At 45.5% G+C, this 17,913-nt stretch carries 18 protein-coding genes; 5 read left to right on the top strand and 13 right to left on the bottom strand.

The features are described from left to right. Window positions 1–22: 22 nt before the first annotated feature. Entirely contained in the window at window positions 23–943 is a 921-nt protein-coding gene (locus tag OOK74_RS04265) for a ChaN family lipoprotein (protein WP_274722300.1), read from the top strand. A 137-nt stretch (window positions 944–1,080) separates the two neighbouring features. Further along, a complete protein-coding gene (locus OOK74_RS04260; protein WP_274722299.1) occupies window positions 1,081–1,437 on the top strand; it encodes a hypothetical protein in 357 nt (118 codons plus the stop codon). A gap of 103 nt (window positions 1,438–1,540) precedes the next feature. On the opposite strand, the gene OOK74_RS04255 is transcribed toward OOK74_RS04260, so the two are convergent. The 4 genes from OOK74_RS04255 to cydH all read right to left on the bottom strand — a co-directional run bounded on the left by OOK74_RS04255 (window position 1,541) and on the right by cydH (window position 5,354). Then, the gene (locus OOK74_RS04255) at window positions 1,541–2,479 is read right to left on the bottom strand and encodes a chemotaxis protein CheV (RefSeq protein WP_166013276.1); all 939 of its coding nucleotides are present in this window, start codon (window positions 2,477–2,479) and stop codon (window positions 1,541–1,543) included. Between the two features lie 98 nt (window positions 2,480–2,577). Continuing rightward, the gene (gene mlc, locus OOK74_RS04250; RefSeq protein WP_274722298.1) at window positions 2,578–3,795 is read right to left on the bottom strand and encodes a sugar metabolism global transcriptional regulator Mlc; all 1,218 of its coding nucleotides are present in this window, start codon (window positions 3,793–3,795) and stop codon (window positions 2,578–2,580) included. A gap of 218 nt (window positions 3,796–4,013) precedes the next feature. Next, window positions 4,014–5,162, bottom strand: coding sequence for a patatin-like phospholipase family protein (locus OOK74_RS04245; protein WP_278183163.1), 1,149 nt, complete (start codon window positions 5,160–5,162; stop codon window positions 4,014–4,016). 15 nt (window positions 5,163–5,177) lie between these two features. Continuing rightward, window positions 5,178–5,354 carry a cytochrome bd-I oxidase subunit CydH gene (gene cydH / locus OOK74_RS04240; RefSeq protein WP_274722296.1) on the bottom strand — a complete coding sequence of 59 codons (177 nt, stop codon included), beginning with the start codon at window positions 5,352–5,354 and terminating at the stop codon, window positions 5,178–5,180. 47 nt (window positions 5,355–5,401) lie between these two features. Between cydH and OOK74_RS04235 the strand changes: the two genes are divergently transcribed. From OOK74_RS04235 to OOK74_RS04225, 3 genes are all read left to right on the top strand, one after another. Continuing rightward, window positions 5,402–5,992: a porin family protein gene (locus tag OOK74_RS04235; protein WP_274722295.1), complete on the top strand. Its 591-nt coding sequence runs from the start codon at window positions 5,402–5,404 to the stop codon at window positions 5,990–5,992. Between the two features lie 492 nt (window positions 5,993–6,484). Beyond that, window positions 6,485–7,945 carry a sodium-dependent transporter gene (locus tag OOK74_RS04230; protein WP_278183162.1) on the top strand — a complete coding sequence of 487 codons (1,461 nt, stop codon included), beginning with the start codon at window positions 6,485–6,487 and terminating at the stop codon, window positions 7,943–7,945. Beyond that, window positions 7,945–8,046 carry a MetS family NSS transporter small subunit gene (locus OOK74_RS04225; protein ID WP_166013282.1) on the top strand — a complete coding sequence of 34 codons (102 nt, stop codon included), beginning with the start codon at window positions 7,945–7,947 and terminating at the stop codon, window positions 8,044–8,046. Before OOK74_RS04230 ends, OOK74_RS04225 begins: the two co-directional genes overlap by 1 nt. A gap of 136 nt (window positions 8,047–8,182) precedes the next feature. Here the strand turns inward: OOK74_RS04225 and ptsG are convergent, their stop codons facing one another. From ptsG to fabF, 9 genes are all read right to left on the bottom strand, one after another. Then, on the bottom strand, window positions 8,183–9,613 hold the full coding sequence (gene ptsG / locus OOK74_RS04220) for a PTS glucose transporter subunit IIBC (protein WP_278183161.1): 1,431 nt from the start codon (window positions 9,611–9,613) through the stop codon (window positions 8,183–8,185). Between the two features lie 275 nt (window positions 9,614–9,888). Then, the gene (locus OOK74_RS04215) at window positions 9,889–10,344 is read right to left on the bottom strand and encodes a hypothetical protein (RefSeq protein WP_274722292.1); all 456 of its coding nucleotides are present in this window, start codon (window positions 10,342–10,344) and stop codon (window positions 9,889–9,891) included. Continuing rightward, the gene (locus OOK74_RS04210; protein ID WP_274722291.1) at window positions 10,344–11,963 is read right to left on the bottom strand and encodes a PTS transporter subunit EIIC; all 1,620 of its coding nucleotides are present in this window, start codon (window positions 11,961–11,963) and stop codon (window positions 10,344–10,346) included. Before OOK74_RS04210 ends, OOK74_RS04215 begins: the two co-directional genes overlap by 1 nt. A gap of 440 nt (window positions 11,964–12,403) precedes the next feature. After that, entirely contained in the window at window positions 12,404–13,171 is a 768-nt protein-coding gene (locus OOK74_RS04205; protein WP_278183160.1) for a TatD family hydrolase, read from the bottom strand. After that, window positions 13,162–14,136 (bottom strand): DNA polymerase III subunit delta', encoded by a 975-nt coding sequence (locus OOK74_RS04200; protein ID WP_274722289.1) that lies wholly within the window; start codon window positions 14,134–14,136, stop codon window positions 13,162–13,164. The genes OOK74_RS04205 and OOK74_RS04200 overlap by 10 nt, the downstream gene beginning before the upstream one ends. Next, window positions 14,129–14,767 carry a dTMP kinase gene (gene tmk, locus OOK74_RS04195; protein WP_278183159.1) on the bottom strand — a complete coding sequence of 213 codons (639 nt, stop codon included), beginning with the start codon at window positions 14,765–14,767 and terminating at the stop codon, window positions 14,129–14,131. Before tmk ends, OOK74_RS04200 begins: the two co-directional genes overlap by 8 nt. Further along, the gene (gene mltG, locus OOK74_RS04190) at window positions 14,764–15,780 is read right to left on the bottom strand and encodes an endolytic transglycosylase MltG (protein ID WP_277206667.1); all 1,017 of its coding nucleotides are present in this window, start codon (window positions 15,778–15,780) and stop codon (window positions 14,764–14,766) included. Before mltG ends, tmk begins: the two co-directional genes overlap by 4 nt. After that, window positions 15,777–16,580 (bottom strand): aminodeoxychorismate lyase, encoded by an 804-nt coding sequence (pabC, locus tag OOK74_RS04185; RefSeq protein ID WP_274722285.1) that lies wholly within the window; start codon window positions 16,578–16,580, stop codon window positions 15,777–15,779. Before pabC ends, mltG begins: the two co-directional genes overlap by 4 nt. 77 nt (window positions 16,581–16,657) lie before the next feature. Next, a complete protein-coding gene (gene fabF / locus OOK74_RS04180) occupies window positions 16,658–17,902 on the bottom strand; it encodes a beta-ketoacyl-ACP synthase II (RefSeq protein ID WP_274722333.1) in 1,245 nt (414 codons plus the stop codon). Between the last annotated feature and the right edge of the window lie 11 nt (window positions 17,903–17,913).

Raw genomic sequence — 17,913 nt, 5'->3', positions numbered from 1 at the left:
TTCATTTTATGGAGGCCATTTTATGCGCATGATTGCTGCACTGTTTCTTGCTATTAGTCTGACCGGCTGCTCAACAGCCCCCTCACCAATCAATACATTCTACGATTATCAGCTGGCGACACCACAAGGTGAATGGATCTCTATTCACCAACTTCCGTCTGAGATTAAAAATGCCGATGTTATCTTGATAGGAGAATGGCATACCCACGCTGGTATCCATCGCTTCCAGACTGATCTGCTTAAACAATTAGCCGAACAGGGTCACGCGATGACACTTTCGATGGAGCAATTTACCCGTGATGCCCAACCAGTGCTCAATGAGTATTTAGCGGGTAAAATTGGTGAGCAGTACCTGATCCAACAAAGCAATGCTTGGCCAAATTATGAAAGTGACTACCGCCCTTTAGTCGAACTGGCCAAAAGCCAACAACTGCCCATTCTAGCCGCTAATGCCCCGAAGCCCATCGTGCGCTGTATTGGTCAAATCGGCATTGAGTATATTGAGCGGCTAACCCCAGAGCAGCGCCAGTGGCTAGCAGCTGAAATCAACACTCAAGATTCGCCTTATAAACGCACCTTTATGGCTTCCATGCATCATGGCAATCCGGCTCAAAACGAAAATCAGTATGCTGCGCAAGTGACTTGGGATGAAACCATGGCCGAAAGTATTGTTACCTATCTTGCCGCCCATCCAGAACGCCAAGTATTGCACATTGCCGGTATGTTCCATACTCAACAGGGATTAGGAACCGCGGCCTCGATTCTACGTCGTAACCCAGAGCTCAACGTGGTGATCATTACCCCGGTCGGTGATGTCACCCATACTAGCCTTGATTATCAACTGCAGGTGCTAACGCCACCAGTGCGCTATGTGCAAAAAGCCCATCAAGCGGCTGCAATCCAAGCGCTGAAAAATCGCAATACTGATCTCATCTGCCAATAATACTCGGCTCTATCACTACAGGTCTAAAAATAGGCACAGCATTTGCTTGCCTATTTTTATCGGTAACGAACAAAAAGCGCACAAGTTTTTTCGATTGCCGCCGATACATTATCTGAGTGATGAGTTAGGAGAGAGAAATGAACCCAGTAGGCGCAGGAACCGTACAAACACGGCCATCCCACCCCAATCTAATTTCTCAGGCCCCAATTAAGCCAGACTCGACAACGACACCGTTATCAGTCGAATCGAACCGAGTGACTTTATCAGAAGAAGGTCGAGCCTTGTTGGCGGCATTACAGGAGCTTGAACGAGGCAGTACCGTTCCCACCAGTAAAGATAAGACGGTAGGAGATAAGGTGGAATCTTTCACCTATGGGGCATTAGGTATGGATCACCCAGATAACATGAAAAAAGTCGAGGACTCCTCCTACTCCGCAGGGCAATATCTTTCCGCAGCGGCAACCATAGGTGGTATTGTACTCGCCTTATTATGACCCATCACAGCTCAGCTGTGGTTGTGATAACACTATGATGGTAATTCATCGCGGTTTACACAAGGCTCAGGTGAGAGCCTTGCGTCTAGAACAAGTCAAAATATTAAGCCAACACTTCTCTCAGCCGCTCTTGAACCACTTGTACCAGCAAATCAGGTTGGAATTTAGAAATAAAACGGTTACAACCCACTTTCTGCACCATCGCTTCATTAAAGCTGCCACTGAGCGAAGTATTCAGTGTGATATAAAGATCTTGCATGCGCGGATCATTGCGCACTTCATTGGTCAGCTTATAGCCATCCATGCCTGGCATTTCGGCATCGGTGATCATCAACAGTAACTCTTGATAAATATTCTTACCTTGGTCGCACCAGGTTTGCAAAAGATGCAGCGCTTCTAAACCGTCACGACATTCGATGATGTTCAAACCAAGCTGTGAAAGGGTATCTTTTACTTGATTGCGTGCAGTTGAAGAGTCGTCAACGATTAACACCGTACGTCCTACCATATTATCGAGCAAAGCATGATCCAACACTTGTGCCGAGATCGAGGCATCATAATGCACAATTTCAGCCAGCACTTTCTCAACATCAATAATCTCGACGATTTGATTGTGCTCTTTAATATGAGTTATCGCAGTCAAATAATTAGCTTTACCGGCCGATTTGGGCGGTGGTTGGATTTCAGTCCACGCGGTATTAATAATGTTGCGCACCTGCCCAACCAGAAAACCCTGCACACTACGGTTATATTCGGTAATGATCAGGTTTTGTTCCGCCGCAGGATCTCGAGAGGGAGGAAAACCAATCGCTGAACGTAAATCGATCACCGGTACCGGCTCACCACGCAGTGAGGCAACTCCGGTGATGTGTGGGTGCGATCCAGGCATGCGAGTCAAACGTGGAACTTTGATGACTTCTTTCACTTTAAACACGTTGATCGCAAAGATTTGACGACTATTGAGGCTAAACAGTAACAGCTCCAATCGATTTTCACCGACCAGATTCGTACGTTGATCGACCGTGTTCAAAATGCTTGACATACAAAATTCCGTTCAATAAAGAGTTCGCTAACAGTATACCGCTAGCTTACGCTTAAAATCCAAGTAAGACTGATATTCTCACCAAGAAAATCATTAAGTTAACCTTCTACCACTTTCATTAATAACAGGCCGTCATACAACGCCTGCTTGATCAATGCCGCACCAGGCATGGTCGCCTGTTTATAAAAACGTGACTCCACCAATGGCAAATCTTGATGATAAACCGGCAAACTCTGCTCACGAATACACTGCTCAATCGAAGGGTATAAAATCGCTTTCGCTTGATTAATCACACCACCAATCAAGATTTTTTCTGGGTTAAATAGGTTAATCACAATCGCAATCGCAGCGCCTAAATAACGGCCCAGTTGTTGAATGACATCGACAGCCAGTGAGTCACCGTCCGCCGCAGCGGCACAAATATCCTCAATCGAAATTTCTTCACTGGCAGCCAGGCAACTCGCTTCCCCTTCCATAATACGGGTTGTGACTTGATCGCGAATCGCTTGTGAAGATGCCACCGTTTCTAAGCAGCCATAATTTCCGCAATGACATGGTTTACCTTTAGGGTCAATTTGAATATGCCCTAAATCACCAATATTGCCATGTCGGCCTTGCAACACTCGCCCATCCAACACAATGCCAGCACCTAACCCATGATGAATAGAAATTAATATTGAATTATCAACATCTTGAGCATGACCAAACAATTTCTCAGCTAACGCCCAAGCCCGGGTATCATTGGCAACAAACACCGGTAGCCCTGTCGCTTTATAAATTGCCGGTCCTAACGCTAAGTTTTTCACATTGTAATGCGGCATTTGTAGCACAATGCCTTGTTCAGAATTCACTAAACCTGGCAGGGTAATCGCAATGCTGGTTACCCGATCTAACTGAGTGGCATAAGTTTGGAAAAACTCTTCAATTTCAAACAATAAACGGGAAAGTACATCATCTTGATCAATTTCATGAATATCAATTTTGGTATCGATCAGTACTTCACCACCCAGTTCGTGCAACGCAATGGTCAAATAGCCTCGGCCAAGACGCATCGAAAGAAATTGCCACCCGAAATTATTGGTTTGCAAACCAACCGCAGGACGCCCTCGACTGGTGGCTTCTTGTACTGTCGTTTCATGAATTAAATGGGCATCAATCAATTCGCGGGTAATTTTGGTGATACTGGCTGGCGCAAGCTCACTCTCCTTTGATAAATCAATACGAGAGATTGGCCCTTTTTGGTCGATCAGTTTATATACGCGGCCAGCATTGATCTGCTTGATATGATCAATATGGCCGGGTTGAGCCATGTACATGCGGCGCTCCGAAATTCAACAACAAACTAATTTTTTTACTTTGCGAAGTAATTGTGAAGCTATTTGTCAAATAGGCGTGACAAGTATCACGCACATCTCTAGAAGTTTGTGTTTTATATCCAATTATTGGGCTTTATATTCCGACAATAATCGACGTAGAAGATATGCCTTAGTGGGGCAACTACACGGAGTGAATATCTAAATGACAATTCAAACCATCAACGACATAATTCGCTTGCCTGATGATATGTGGTCAAGAATTGCTCGCCAGCTTTAAGACCCAGTTGATAATCATGCAGTAAGGCTTGTGATGAACTGAGCAGCGAGTTGGCGTGCAGCGGTTCACTTGGCATAATTTGAACAATAAAAGTGTCATTATGCTGCAGATTAAGAAATTCACAGGTCAATGCATAAGTCTGATAATGCACCATCAATAAATCGGCCAACCCAGCATCAAATTGACTGCCAAATAAGTGGCTGAACCGATAAATATCATCGGCACCGAATAGCCAACGCCCACCATTGAGTGCAGGGAAATGTTTTTCGCCCTGCTGCAGCTTCGCTCTTAGCCTTTGCTGGTGTAGAAAATCACGCCACTCTTGACGCCATCCTGACCATTTATGCTGTAATCGTTGTTGTAAATAATTCAACTGCTCGGGCCACCACTCTGGGAGAGCAACCACAGATGGCACAGCGGTATGATCATGCTCGGGGATAAATTCAGTGCGGATCACGGTAATACAACGAGCTTGTTTACGCCAAGCTTCTTGCACCGGAATCGACGCTGAAACACCGCCATCAATGTAGCTCTTACCCGCAAACGTAACCGGTTCTGGGTACAAACCCGGTATCGCACAAGTCGCCAGTAGCACTTGCTGCCAATCGCTGCCCAACATTGGCAAATAAGCATCTTTTAGGTTATCAACTTCAGTCACGGCGGCATAAGCCTTGCGTTGACCTAACGTTTGACGAGCAAGCTCCAAATTTAGACCATAAGGAGATTCACACACCCGATCTAATGCCCACTGCATATTGATATATTGCCTACGCCGTACGTAGCTCAATAAATGGAAAAACTCGCTACGAGTGGTCAACTCTAAGATAAACGCTTTGCTTAACCCCACTTGACCGGATAAAAAGGCGCACAAATTCATAGCACCCGCCGAAGTGCCATAAAACTCATGGAAAGGATCAAAATTAGCAAGAAGAAACGCATCTAATACACCAGCGGTAAATATTCCTCTCTGGCCACCACCTTGAGCAACCAAAGCCTGTTTACCACCGATGTATTTTGCAAAATGCTGCGTGTTGAGCTTCGGCCCAGCATCAGAAACCACGCCTCCACAATTTAGCGGCAAGATATTCATCGATAAATACCTAGGCTAGTGGATAAGGGTAATTGCTCCAAATCCCAGTAAAATGCCAAAAATGATCACGACTATTGCTAATGCATATTTCAGATCTTGTTCCATAACACCTCCTTGATCATCCAGCAAAGTAATAGCATCGGTGTGAAGTATCTTCAAGAATTGTGGTTTTTTTGTGCATAATTCTGCCATTACTATCACAATAAAAGCATCGTCAAAAACTTGGCTAGGGTTTAGATATGCGTAAAATATTTTTATTTATTTTCAATGCGTTACTTTTAATTTTTTCATCATTGGTCAATGCTGAGTGGATGTTGACCCCTTCGATTGGCTATTCATTAGGCGGTAAAGTTATTGACCAAAATAGTAATAAATATAATCTGGATAGTTCGACTCACTATGCTATAGCGCTTGAAATGCCCTATGAAAAAGGGCGAGTCGGCTTATTTTATTCCGCCCAACCCACTCAAGTTGAAACCCTGCCTAATCAAGATGCGCATCTGCATTCGCTGCATTTTCAAAGTAGCATTTACTACCCGATGTCACCACAGCTCTCCTCTTTCCTTGGCTTAGGCATTGGCGGTACCTACACCGACGTAAGCTGGGCCGATAATAAATACGGCTTCTCCGCGAGTGCCTTTGGTGGGTTGGAATATAGAATCGCGACACACATTGCGCTCAATGCACAACTTCGCTGGCTAGGCTCGATGGTTGACAATGATTCAAGCGCAAACTGTACTCTGCCATCTTCAGAAAACTGTGTCATAAAATTTAAGTCCGATTGGCTCAATCAAGCTTCGGTGCAAATTGGGCTGACTATCCGCCTATAAAGCAAGTTTTAACAGACTCACAAAACGGGATATACCTTCTAGAGTGTGGTGTTTTTTTGGACAAATACGCTTTGTTTAATCTTAGACAATTGTATTGATGATGAGCCGATACTTCAGTCATATTCACTAGATTCGTCACTAAGTTGCCCGATATTGCTCGCTATAAGTTGACATACAAAACAAATACAACCTTGTTTTAACATAAATCCAACCAACCGATTGTATTGCCACTCAATCAATAACACGGTAGTCTCAAACGATTGCCTAGCTGATTATTTCAGTTTTCGCAAACACACAGCGCATAAATAAGAATAAAATTCTAGGTTTTCACTCAGCAATCGATATATATAACTAACTTTTTGCGGAATCATGGATGATAGCACAAAAGTTTATCGGACAAACACCGTACCGGTGACTTAGGTGTTGCCATTCTCAGATTCAGCAAGTGCTGACGAATAGTTTCATCCCCTAGGATATGACAAGGAGTTGTTTATGAAACGAGAACAATGGGGATCCCGAGTAGGATTCGTGTTAGCTGCCGTAGGGTCAGCGATTGGCCTGGGAAACATCTGGCGTTTCCCTTATATGGCTTACGAAAATGGTGGAGGCGCATTCTTCATTCCTTATCTTTTCGCGATGATCACTGCGGGGATCCCGTTTATGATCCTCGAGTTCAGCATGGGACAAAAAAATCGTGGTTCTGCACCGAAAACCCTCGCCAAAATTCATACTAAATTTGAGTGGCTAGGTTGGTTTCAAGTCGGTATTGCGGCACTGATTGCCGTGTATTATGTTGCGGTAATTGGCTGGGCTATTTCCTATTTTGGGATGTCATTTACCCAAAGTTGGGGCACCGATACCAATGCCTTCTTCTTCAGTGAATATCTCAAACTGGGTGATAATTCACCAACCCAATTAGGCGGTATTCAGTGGCAAATAGCCTTTGCTATGCTGCTCGCTTGGAGCATCACTTACGCCGCTATTGTCGGTGGTGTGAAAAAAGGCATTGAACGAGCGTCTAAAATCATGATGCCGGTGTTATTTATCATGGTACTGCTGCTCATCGCGCGGATGATTTTCCTACCCGGTGCATTGGATGGTGTGAACTACATGTTCCAACCTGACTTCAGCAAAATTTGGGATGTGAAGGTGTGGGCGGCGGCTTACGGGCAGATATTTTTCACTTTGAGTATCGGTTTCGCGATTATGTTAGCCTACTCGAGTTATCTGCCCGAGAAATCCGATATCACCAATAACGCGTTTATGACCGTGCTGATCAACTGTGGCTTCTCGATCCTAGCCGGTATCATGATCTTTTCGGTACTCGGCTATATGGCGCAAGAGCAAGGCAAACCGCTCACCGAGGTGGTTTCCTCTGGCGTTGGTCTCGCTTTTGTTACCTTACCCGCCGCGATCAATTTACTGCCGATCCCTTATATTCTAGGGCCTTTATTCTTCCTCGCCTTAGTGGTTGCAGGCCTCAGTTCGCATATTTCGATTATGGAAGCGGTCACCTCAGCGATTATTGACAAACTCGGTTGGAGCCGCAAAAAGGCCGCCAATATCGTGATTGGTAGCGGAGTACTCGTTTCCATGGCATTTGCCACCAATGGCGGTTTGTTGCTGCTGGATCTGGTTGACCATTTTGCCAACAACGTTGGGATCATGGCCAGCTGTTTAGTCGAGCTGCTCCTAATGAGCTGGTTGCTAAAAATTTCCGATGTACGCAAATATGCTAATAGTATTTCTGATTTCAAAGTGGGAATTTGGTTTGATCTCTGTTTGCGTTTCATTTCACCGGTTATTTTGGCAATTATTGTCGCAACCAAACTGCAAGAGCTCTTGACTGAGGGCTATGGCGGTTACGATTTAACCCTCGGCTGGGCGATTATCGCCGCCCTATTTATGACCGGAATTCTTATCAATGCAGGATCACAAAAGGAGGTTCACTAATGACATTCAGTGCAATTATCATGATGATACTTGGTCTCGGCATCACATGGGGTGGGGCTGCCATCTGTATCAAAAAAGCGATGGATAAACAATCATCGTAAATTGGCCAAACGGCTCCCATCACCAATCGGGAGACAAGATCCACTATGGCTTGCGGTTACATTCACTAACTGAACCGACTATCACACAATACAAAGGAGACCGAAGGTCTCCTTTCTCATTACAGTAAGCATGATATTAGCCGTGAGTACGGATCCAATCATCCATTTCCGTTTTTAAGTTATCCGACTTAGTACCGAAAATCGCTTGTACACCACCAGACACCATAACCACCCCTGCCGCCCCTAGCTGCTTCAATTGGTCTTGATCAACCAACGCGGTATCGACCACAGTGACACGCAAGCGAGTAATACACGCATCTAAACTGCTGATATTGGATTTACCACCAAATGCTGCCACGAGCTCACCCGCCAGTTGATTGCTACTAGACATCACGATGTCGACATTTTCATCTTCACGCCCTGGCGTTTTTAGGTTCAATATCCGGATCACTGATGTGAAAACTAGGTAGTACAGTAGCGCATAACCCATACCTAACCCAACGAGTAGCCATACGTTATCTGCGCGTGGCGATTGCACAACCAGATCAATGAAACCATTCGAGAACGCATGACCATGCACCACATCGAATGCGTTGGTTAGTACATAAGCTAAACCCGCTAATACCGCATGGATCGCATACAGGATAGGCGCAACAAACAAGAACGAAAATTCAATCGGTTCGGTAATCCCGGTTAAAAATGACGTCAGCGCAGCAGAGGCCATGATGCCCATAACTTTGGCACGATTTTCTGGTTTAGCCGAATGGGCAATGGCAAAAGCGGCTGCGGGTAGACCAAACATTTTAAACAAATAGCCGCCAGCTAACTGACCAAAACCATTACCTGCCGTACGTGAGGCCTCATCTGCGGTCAAGAAACAAGTCATGATCCCACTGACCGTGTCACCAACACCGTTAACACAAGAACCCGCTTGATAGAAAAATGGTACGTTCCAAATATGATGCAAGCCAAATGGGATCAATGCACGCTCAACGAGGCCATAGAGACCAAATGCGGTCACCGGATTTTGGTTAGCCGCCCAATCAGAAAATGAACCAATCACCACCCCAATCGGAGGCCAAATCAATGACAACATCACACCGAGTGCAATTGAGATAAAGCCAGTAATGATCGGTACCGCACGTTTACCAGCAAAAAAACCTAAGTATTCTGGCAACTGAATTTTATAGAAGTGGTTGAAAGACCATGCTGCCACACCGCCAGCGAGGATACCGCCCAACACACCCGTGTCTATTTTATCAACCCCCATGGCCGTCGCCATCACATTCAGGGTCGCGACCATGATGCTGTAGCCAACCATCGCTGACAGACCGGACACACCATCATTATTAGTAAAACCAAGTGCGACGCCAACCGCAAACAACAGTGCCATTTGACCAAATACCGAGCCCCCAGCTTGTTCCATCAGATGAGAAATCACCTCTGGTAACCAACTAAAATTAGCCGCCCCAACCCCTAACAAGATACCAGCAATCGGCAATACTGATACGGGTAACATCAGAGCTTTACCAACCTTTTGCAAATTTGCAAAAGCGTGCTTAAACATGTTTATCCTCCTGATCAAATTACTAGCAAGGCCAACGGCATGCCCTGACAACCTAACGATTAGGAGCCAGCAAAAATGTAACCATTATATTTTTCCAGATCTCAAGATCTCTTGATACCACGCAAACTTTGTTCAGCCACCAAACCAAGCTTCTTATAATTAAGGGGATGATTTACCGATAATAGGCTATCACCTATCACTACCACGAAAAACGCTAGTTTAGGGATAACGACAAAAAGCCCGCATTTTTTGCGGGCTTTCGGGGTATCAATTGTTCAAGCGTTTTTCTTTGCTCTTGTATCATGCAGTGGTTCAACACCATACATGTAGAACTGAATTGCCGAATAAACGGCATACAATCCTAATGTGGCGCAGAAAAACACTATCTTCTCTTTTTCGCGAGCTAAGTATAACGACAAATCTTTCGGCTTGATCCAATCACCACTGTCCACTCGAAGCAGATATTTACCCAGTGACTTGCCAATCTGCTTAAAGCAAATCGCACCGAAACCAAGATATACACCGATAAACAGTAATAACATTAACAGCATCATCAATAACAAAACTGGCAGAGCCATCGCATCGTTTAACGATAGCCCTGAAGTTTTATCACTAAAGAGCCCTGTCACCATCGCCATCAGAACCGTTACCACCACCTGAGTGAACATCTTCGCCACCATGACGTCGATGATAAAGGCTCCGGTTCTTCTAAATTTGTCACCAATACTCATTACTTACCAAGCAAAGCGTTGATTTGAGCTTTGTAACCTGCAGCTTCAGCGCCATAGATGGCTTGAATGCCAGTGTCACCAACTTTAACCAGACCACGAGCACCAAGCTGTTGAGTCCAGAAATCGTTATCTTTCACTTGAGCACCATCTTTTACTGTGATGCGCAGACGAGTGATACATGCATCAACATCAACGATGTTTTCTGCACCACCCAGAGCTTCAATCATGTCTTGCGCTTTTTGATTGCTGCCAGCCGCGCCATCTTTTGCTGCATGGTAATCTTGCTTAGACACTACTGCTACGGCACTACCTTTGCGACCTGGGGTTTTCACATCAAATTTAACGATGAACCAGCGGAAGACAAAGAAGTAAACGAATGCGTAAGCAATACCCACTACAGGGATAAAGTACCAGTTGTTTTCAGCACCAGTTACACCTGGCAAAATACCAAACAAGCTGAAGTCGATGAAACCGCCACTGAAAGTCATACCCACTTTAACGTTCAGCATATCCATCAGCATGAATGACAGACCCGCTAGAGGAACGTGGATCGCATAGTACAGCGCTGGAGCTAGGAACAAGAAAGTGAATTCAATTGGCTCAGTAATACCAGTCAGGAATGCAGTCAGAGCAACTGAGAACAACAGACCACCAGCGGCTTTCTTGTTGTTGTCATCTGCTAGGGTATACATTGCATAAGCAGCTGCAGGTAGACCAAACATCATGAACGGGAATTTACCAGTCATAAAGTTAGTTGAAGTAAATTGAGAGAAATCACCGGTTGCCAGAGAAGCAAAGAAGATGTTCTGTGTACCTTTGATCAACTCACCAGCGATCTGAGCAGTACCACCAATCTCAGTCTGCCATAGAGGCAAGTAGAAAACGTGATGCAGACCAACAGGGATCAGAGAACGTTCAATGATACCGAAGATCAAAGAAGCAATGTAACCGTGACCTGATGCAGTCATTTCACCTAGCGCAGCACCGATGGCACCGAATGCAGCACCAAAGAATGGCCAAATGAAAGTCAGAACAATACCGTAGAACAGCGCAGCAAATGCGCTGATGATAGGTACGAAACGAGCACCACCGAAGAAACCTAGGTAATCTGGTAATTTGGCATCATGGTATTTATTGTGCAATACCACAGTTACCGCACCAGCGATCAGACCACCAAACACACCCATACTTAGTGTATTAGAAATACCCAGCATATCAGCCAGTACCCCTGGATATTCGCTACCCATCAGTACCACAGTGTTGGTATCTAAGTTGATCATGTTGGCCACAACCAAAGTCTTAGCAATCGCAACGTTCATTACCAGGTAAGAGATCAGCGCCGCCAGTGCTGCTGCACCTTTCTCGGCACGAGCAAAACCTACCGCGATCGCCAAAGCGAACATGACTGGCAAGTTAGCAAATACAATACCACCCGCCGCAGTCATAACTTGTAGGAAACTATTTAGAACGGTTCCGTCTTGCAGCACACCGATTTGGTACGCTTCGATCATGGTAGGGTTGGTAAAACTCCCCCCGATACCCAACATAATACCCGCTGCAGGCAGCAGTGCGATGGGTAACATAATTGATTGTGAAAGTTTACTAAAGAAAGCTTTCATGTATTTATGCTCCTGATAAAGTTATTAGAATGGTTCAGTTCTGACGGCCCCCCGTAGCCTTAATGCCAGTACTGAATGAAAAATGTAACACTCATGCATTATATTTTCCGGCTCTAAATATATATTGATGGCCGTTAATTTTTCTAGTTTGGAATGAAATTTAGTTTCAAAGTAATAGGCGGATCACAGTCACCCGCTCACACCCAAACACCACCAACACAAGTCATGTCATTGTTTTTAATAACAAAAAATAAAAAAGCATTAATTTCACAGGATAAATAAAATCGCCTTGTATGTTATTTTTTGCAACAAATTTACAATTTGATGATTTTTGCTCCATTTTCCATCAATCAGCCTAAATGTTCGCTATTTTTTAATTTGTTATAATGTTTAACCGATAAAAAATCATTTACCGTTTATTTTTTACGCAACAATAGTTCTCATCGCAAAAAAAGATTTCTGAAGTTTTCGCTGGTTTTTGCAGCGACTTCGGTAAGTGAAATCCCTTTAAGCTGAGCGATATACGCCGCGACCTCGACGACATACGCTGGCTGATTTTGTTTGCCACGATGTGGGACTGGTGATAAATACGGTGAATCGGTCTCAATCAAGAGCCGTTCTAAAGGCAATGCTTTTACCACTTCTTTAAGCGCCGTTGCTTGCCGAAAAGTGACAATCCCAGAAATCGAAATATAAAAACCGAGATCAATCGCCGCTTCAGCAAACGGCAAATCTTCAGTAAAACAGTGGATCACCCCACCACAGCGCTCCGCCCGCCCTGCCTTTAGCAGTTGTAACGTATCTTGTTGGGCATCACGTGTATGAATGATCAATGGCTTATTCAGCTCAACCGCAACATCGATCTGCTGCCGAAAGCGTAATTTCTGTAACTCTGCGGTTTGTGGCTGATAATGATAATCTAACCCCGTTTCGCCAATCGCCACCACTTTCTGGTGTTGCGCATACTGCAGGAATGTGGCAAGCGAAAACTCACTCTCTACATCTAAAGGATGCACACCACAGGAAGCATATACTTGAGCAAAGGGCTCAATCATGGCCAACATATTCGGAAAAGCATCGAGCGTAACGCCTACCGTAAGTAAGTGCTCAACTTTGGCTTGTCGAGCTTTGGTAATCACATCATTCACATCCGTGTGCAAATCTTGGTAATCCAATTTGTCGAGATGACAGTGTGAATCTACAAACATATTTCCTCATTAATCCATTGATAAAACCATTGCAGGAGCAATAGTTCACTATTCAACCCAGTAAATTGGCGCAGCTGATCGATGAGAGCTTGCAATGCCGCGGTCTGGGTATAAAGCTGATGATAAGTCAGGCGGTTGGCTAATTCGGCGCTAAGTGGCGTTGCATCGCTTTGCTGCACCCCAAACTGAATTTTTTGCGCATCCGTTAGCCAGCACCAAACCCAATAAAGTCCTTGGTTTAAATCATTATTAATCAATGAAATAAACTTTAATTGGGCATTAACATCACCGTTAACGGCCGCAATAAACAGAGCTTCAAGCTCGCGATACTTGGCGATCCCGCCTTGCTGCATAAACGCTTGAGTTTTCAGTGGTGAATCCGAACAAAGATGCAACGCATAGCCTGGCGCATCAATCGCCTGAGCTTGTAACCACTCCTGCACGACATCAGGCGTAGGGCTTGGGATCACCCAGCGTTGACAACGGCTGATAATGGTCGGTAGCAGTTGCTGGATCCGGGACGTGACTAAGATAAACAAACAGTGTAAAGGTGGCTCTTCTAATGTTTTCAGCAACGCATTCGCAGCCGATTCGTTCATCGCATCCGCTGGATCGATCACAATCAAACGATAACCCGCGAGCTGCGATGATTCTTGAGCAATCCGATTAATATGCCGGATTTGATCAACCGAAATCGCCTTACCCGGCTTTTCAGGTCGCACATAATGCAGATCCGGATGATGACCCGCCTGCAGTAAAGCACAGCTATGGCAAAAGCCACACGGCTGCGAGTCACGACTGGCGCAAATGATGCTGCGAGCCATAGACTCAACCAAGCTTTCTGCACCTAATCCTTCCGCCGCTTGGACGAGGGTCGCACTCGCCAACTGTCCGCTTGCCAATGTTGTATGCCATGACTGATACACAGGGCTAAGCCAAGGGTAAAGAGGCGTAAGACTAGACATGATTAATCTGACTTAACCAGGCTTCAACCGCGACGCGAATATCGGTCGTCACCTGTTCAATCGATTGAGCCGCATTAATCAATACCACCGTCTCATCACTGTCGGCCAGTTCAAGATAACGCTGACGAGCACGTTCAAAAAAACCGATATCCATCTTTTCAATCCGATCCAGCTCACCACGGCCACGAGCTCGCTGCAAACCCAGTTTCGGATCAATATCCAGATATAAGGTTAAGTCGGGTTTAAAATCCCCTAGTGCGGTTTGCTTTAAACTGTGCATTGTCGCAGCCGCAATCTGCCGTCCACCACCTTGATAAGCTTGTGAAGACATATCATGCCGATCGCCAACCACCCAAGTTCCTTGGGCTAAAGCCGGCTTAATCACATTTTCCACCAGTTGTACCCGCGCAGCGTACACGAGCAGCAATTCGGTGATGTCTTGCAACACTTCTCCCGGATGCTCTTCTTTGACTAAGGCGCGTAACTTTTCGGCTAATACGGTCCCGCCCGGCTCACGAGTGCAGGCGATTGACTGAATACCATGTTGCTGTAAGGTTTCCACTACCATTTGGATCGCGGTACTCTTTCCAGCGCCCTCAAGCCCTTCGATTACGATAAATTTTGCGTTCATGTTTTTTTTCTAAGTTTTTTAAGATAATTACGTACCGCACGATTATGGTCAGCGAGTGTTTTCGAGAAATTATGTCCGCCCTCACCGCTCGCCACAAAGTAAAGGTAATCACTTTGTTCCGGATTTAATGCCGCATAAATCGAAGCCTCACCGGGCATGGCGATCGGAGTTGGCGGTAATCCATTGATCACATAGGTATTATATGGAGTGCGTTCTCGTAAATCTTTCTTGCGAATATTGCCATCATAAGCTTCTCCCATACCGTAGATCACCGTAGGATCGGTCTGTAACCGCATGCGCTTATTAAGCCGATTGATAAACACGGCGGCAATTCGCTCACGTTCATCAGCAATCGAGGTCTCTTTTTCGATAATGGAAGCCAAAATCAAAGCTTCATAAGCGGTTTGAATCGGTAAGCCTTTTTGGCGATGCTCCCAAGTCACCTGCAAAAACTGCTCTAACTTTTGATTAGCACGTTTGAGAATGTCTAAATCGCTAGTACCTTTAATAAAATGGTAAGTTTCAGCCAAAAATAAGCCTTCTAATTTTTCATGTTGCAACCCCAAGGCCTTGGCAATTTCCGCCTCCGAAAGCCCCGTTAATTGCTGGGTAATATAAGGATTATTGGCCAAGATAGTACGCCATTCTTGGAAACGGCTACCCTCAACAAAGGTCACCGCAAATTGATGCTCTTTACCGGCCACCAACAAAGCCAAAGCTTGCTGTAGACTCATGTTAGGTTGTAATTGATATGTCCCGGCTTTAATTTGCGATAACTCAGGATGAAAGCGACGCACCCAATCGGCAACAAAACTGGCATTGATCCACGCTTGTTCGGTGAGCACTGTCAGCTCTCGATTCAAACTTGTCCCAGGAGCTATGGTCACCAACTGGGCTTGCTCTATCAGCAAAGGCTGCGCAAGATAGTTATTCATTTGTTTGACAAAATAAGCATAACTGCCTACGGCAGCGCAGATCAGAACGACAAAAATCAATACTAGCTTTTTAATCACGAATTACTACTCTCCTGAAAACGTCGCGTCATACTACCTATATCCAGCGAGTGTTCACCTATCTGTGTCACTGGCGCAATCACCAGTAACGCATTGGTAATGAACACTTCATCTGCCGCCAACAAGCTTTCGATACCAAACCGGTCAATCACTAGCGGAATCGATAACTGCTGGGCAAGTTTGAGTATCTGACCTCGTGCAACACCGGCAACGCCGGCATGGTGTAAACTAGGGGTATAAAGCTGGCCATCTTTACACCAGAATAAATTGGCAGCAGTAGTTTCAATCACTTGGTCATCGATGTCTAAACAAACACCATCATCCCAACCCGCCACATCCATTTCACGTTTGAGTAAAATCTGCTCCAAACGATTATTATGTTTATGTCCAGCCAGCAGCGGATTTAACCCCATTCGCTGCTGGCAAATGCCTAATGACACACCCGCGTTACGCCACTGCTCATAATGGCTAGGAAAAGCAAACGCGCTAATAGTAACACTGGATTCGCTAACTTGAGTAGGACTGTAACCACGTCCGCCGGTACCTCGGCTAATATGAATTTTTATCCCTGCTTGCGCATCACTGCGTATCATCGCCTGCACACCTTGCCACACCGCTGACCAATCGGGCTCGGTAATATGTAGCGCTTTAAGGCAAGCTTGTAAGCGGGCTTGATGCTGCGGCCAAAGCAGCGCTTGACCGTGCTGAGTTAGTAGAGTGGTAAAGCAACCATCGCCATATTGAAAAGAACGATCATCAATCGGTCGCTCATTACCTCGCTTTCCATTCACCCAGTACATGCTCGGACTCCATAAAAAGAAACGGCTCAATGCTATGCATCAAGCCGTGTGAACTCAAGTAAAGAGTGGTGAAGTTTTTACATGCGTTTGAAAATCAAGCTACCGTTAGTGCCACCAAAGCCAAATGAATTACACATCGCGTATTCCATATTCTCGACTTTACGCGCCACATGCGGTACCAAATCGACATCCAAACCAGGCTCTGGATTATCCAGATTGATGGTTGGAGGGACGATTTGATCAACTAATGACATTACTGTGATGATTGCTTCAGCAGAACCAGCCGCCCCAAGCAAATGACCCGTCATCGATTTGGTGGAAGAAATCAGCACTTGTTTGCTGCCCGCTTCACCTAAAGCACGCTTAATGCCTTTCACTTCAGCAACATCGCCTGCCGGTGTGGAAGTACCGTGCGCATTGACATAGCCAATTTGTTCGCCAGTCACACCCGCATCACGCATTGCAGCTTCCATCGCCAATGCGCCACCAGAGCCGTCTTCACTTGGTGAAGTCATGTGATAAGCATCACCAGACATCCCAAAACCAACCACTTCGGCGTAAATTTTCGCACCGCGCGCTTTCGCGTGTTGATACTCTTCGAGCACCATCACACCCGCACCGTCACCCAACACGAAACCATCACGATCTTGGTCCCAAGGACGAGAAGCTTTTTGCGGTTCATCGTTACGAGTTGAAAGTGCTTTTGCTGCACCGAAACCAGCCATACCCAGAGGTGTAGAGGCTTTTTCAGCGCCACCTGCGACCATCGCATCCGCATCGCCGTAAGCAATCATGCGTGCTGCATGGCCAATATTATGTAGGCCAGTGGTACAAGCGGTTGAAATAGCAATATTAGGGCCACGTAAACCGCGCATGATCGACAAATTACCAGCAATCATGTTGACAATGGTCGATGGCACAAAGAAAGGGCTAACCTTACGTGGGCCTTTATCAATTAATGCTTGGTGACCCGTTTCGATAAGTTCAAGACCACCGATCCCAGAACCAATCGCAACACCAATGCGTGTCGCATTTTGTTCCGTGACGACTAAACCCGAATCTTGTAGAGCTTGGATACCCGCCGCAATACCATACTGGATAAACAAATCCATTTTGCGGGCATCTTTTTTTGACATGTACTGTTCGCAGTCAAAGCCTTTGACTAACCCTGCGAAACGAGTAGAAAAATTGGTAGTGTCGAAATGCTCAATGTTGACGATACCGCTTTGGCCGTTTAACAAAGCTTGCCAAGATGACTCTACCGTGTTGCCTACCGGTGACAACATACCCATGCCAGTGACAACAACGCGACGCTTGGACACGATCATATTCT

The sequence above is a fragment of the Vibrio misgurnus genome (assembly GCF_029635775.1).
Lineage (GTDB): Bacteria > Pseudomonadota > Gammaproteobacteria > Enterobacterales > Vibrionaceae > Vibrio > Vibrio chanodichtyis.
This window is presented reverse-complemented; position numbering and strand designations above follow the sequence as displayed.

Bases quoted from the DNA above. Each gene is read 5' to 3' on its own strand.
- pabC (WP_274722285.1), bottom strand. From the start codon at position 16,580: ATGTACTGGGTGAATGGAAAGCGAGGTAATGAGCGACCGATTGATGAT.
- OOK74_RS04200 (WP_274722289.1), bottom strand. From the start codon at position 14,136: ATGTCTAGTCTTACGCCTCTTTACCCTTGGCTTAGCCCTGTGTATCAG.
- cydH (WP_274722296.1), bottom strand. From the start codon at position 5,354: ATGGCAGAATTATGCACAAAAAAACCACAATTCTTGAAGATACTTCAC.
- tmk (WP_278183159.1), bottom strand. From the start codon at position 14,767: ATGAACGCAAAATTTATCGTAATCGAAGGGCTTGAGGGCGCTGGAAAG.
- OOK74_RS04215 (WP_274722292.1), bottom strand. From the start codon at position 10,344: ATGAGTATTGGTGACAAATTTAGAAGAACCGGAGCCTTTATCATCGAC.
- OOK74_RS04205 (WP_278183160.1), bottom strand. From the start codon at position 13,171: ATGTTTGTAGATTCACACTGTCATCTCGACAAATTGGATTACCAAGAT.
- ptsG (WP_278183161.1), bottom strand. From the start codon at position 9,613: ATGTTTAAGCACGCTTTTGCAAATTTGCAAAAGGTTGGTAAAGCTCTG.
- OOK74_RS04210 (WP_274722291.1), bottom strand. From the start codon at position 11,963: ATGAAAGCTTTCTTTAGTAAACTTTCACAATCAATTATGTTACCCATC.
- OOK74_RS04225 (WP_166013282.1), top strand. From the start codon at position 7,945: ATGACATTCAGTGCAATTATCATGATGATACTTGGTCTCGGCATCACA.
- OOK74_RS04245 (WP_278183163.1), bottom strand. From the start codon at position 5,162: ATGAATATCTTGCCGCTAAATTGTGGAGGCGTGGTTTCTGATGCTGGG.
- OOK74_RS04235 (WP_274722295.1), top strand. From the start codon at position 5,402: ATGCGTAAAATATTTTTATTTATTTTCAATGCGTTACTTTTAATTTTT.
- OOK74_RS04260 (WP_274722299.1), top strand. From the start codon at position 1,081: ATGAACCCAGTAGGCGCAGGAACCGTACAAACACGGCCATCCCACCCC.
- OOK74_RS04265 (WP_274722300.1), top strand. From the start codon at position 23: ATGCGCATGATTGCTGCACTGTTTCTTGCTATTAGTCTGACCGGCTGC.
- OOK74_RS04230 (WP_278183162.1), top strand. From the start codon at position 6,485: ATGAAACGAGAACAATGGGGATCCCGAGTAGGATTCGTGTTAGCTGCC.
- OOK74_RS04255 (WP_166013276.1), bottom strand. From the start codon at position 2,479: ATGTCAAGCATTTTGAACACGGTCGATCAACGTACGAATCTGGTCGGT.
- mlc (WP_274722298.1), bottom strand. From the start codon at position 3,795: ATGTACATGGCTCAACCCGGCCATATTGATCATATCAAGCAGATCAAT.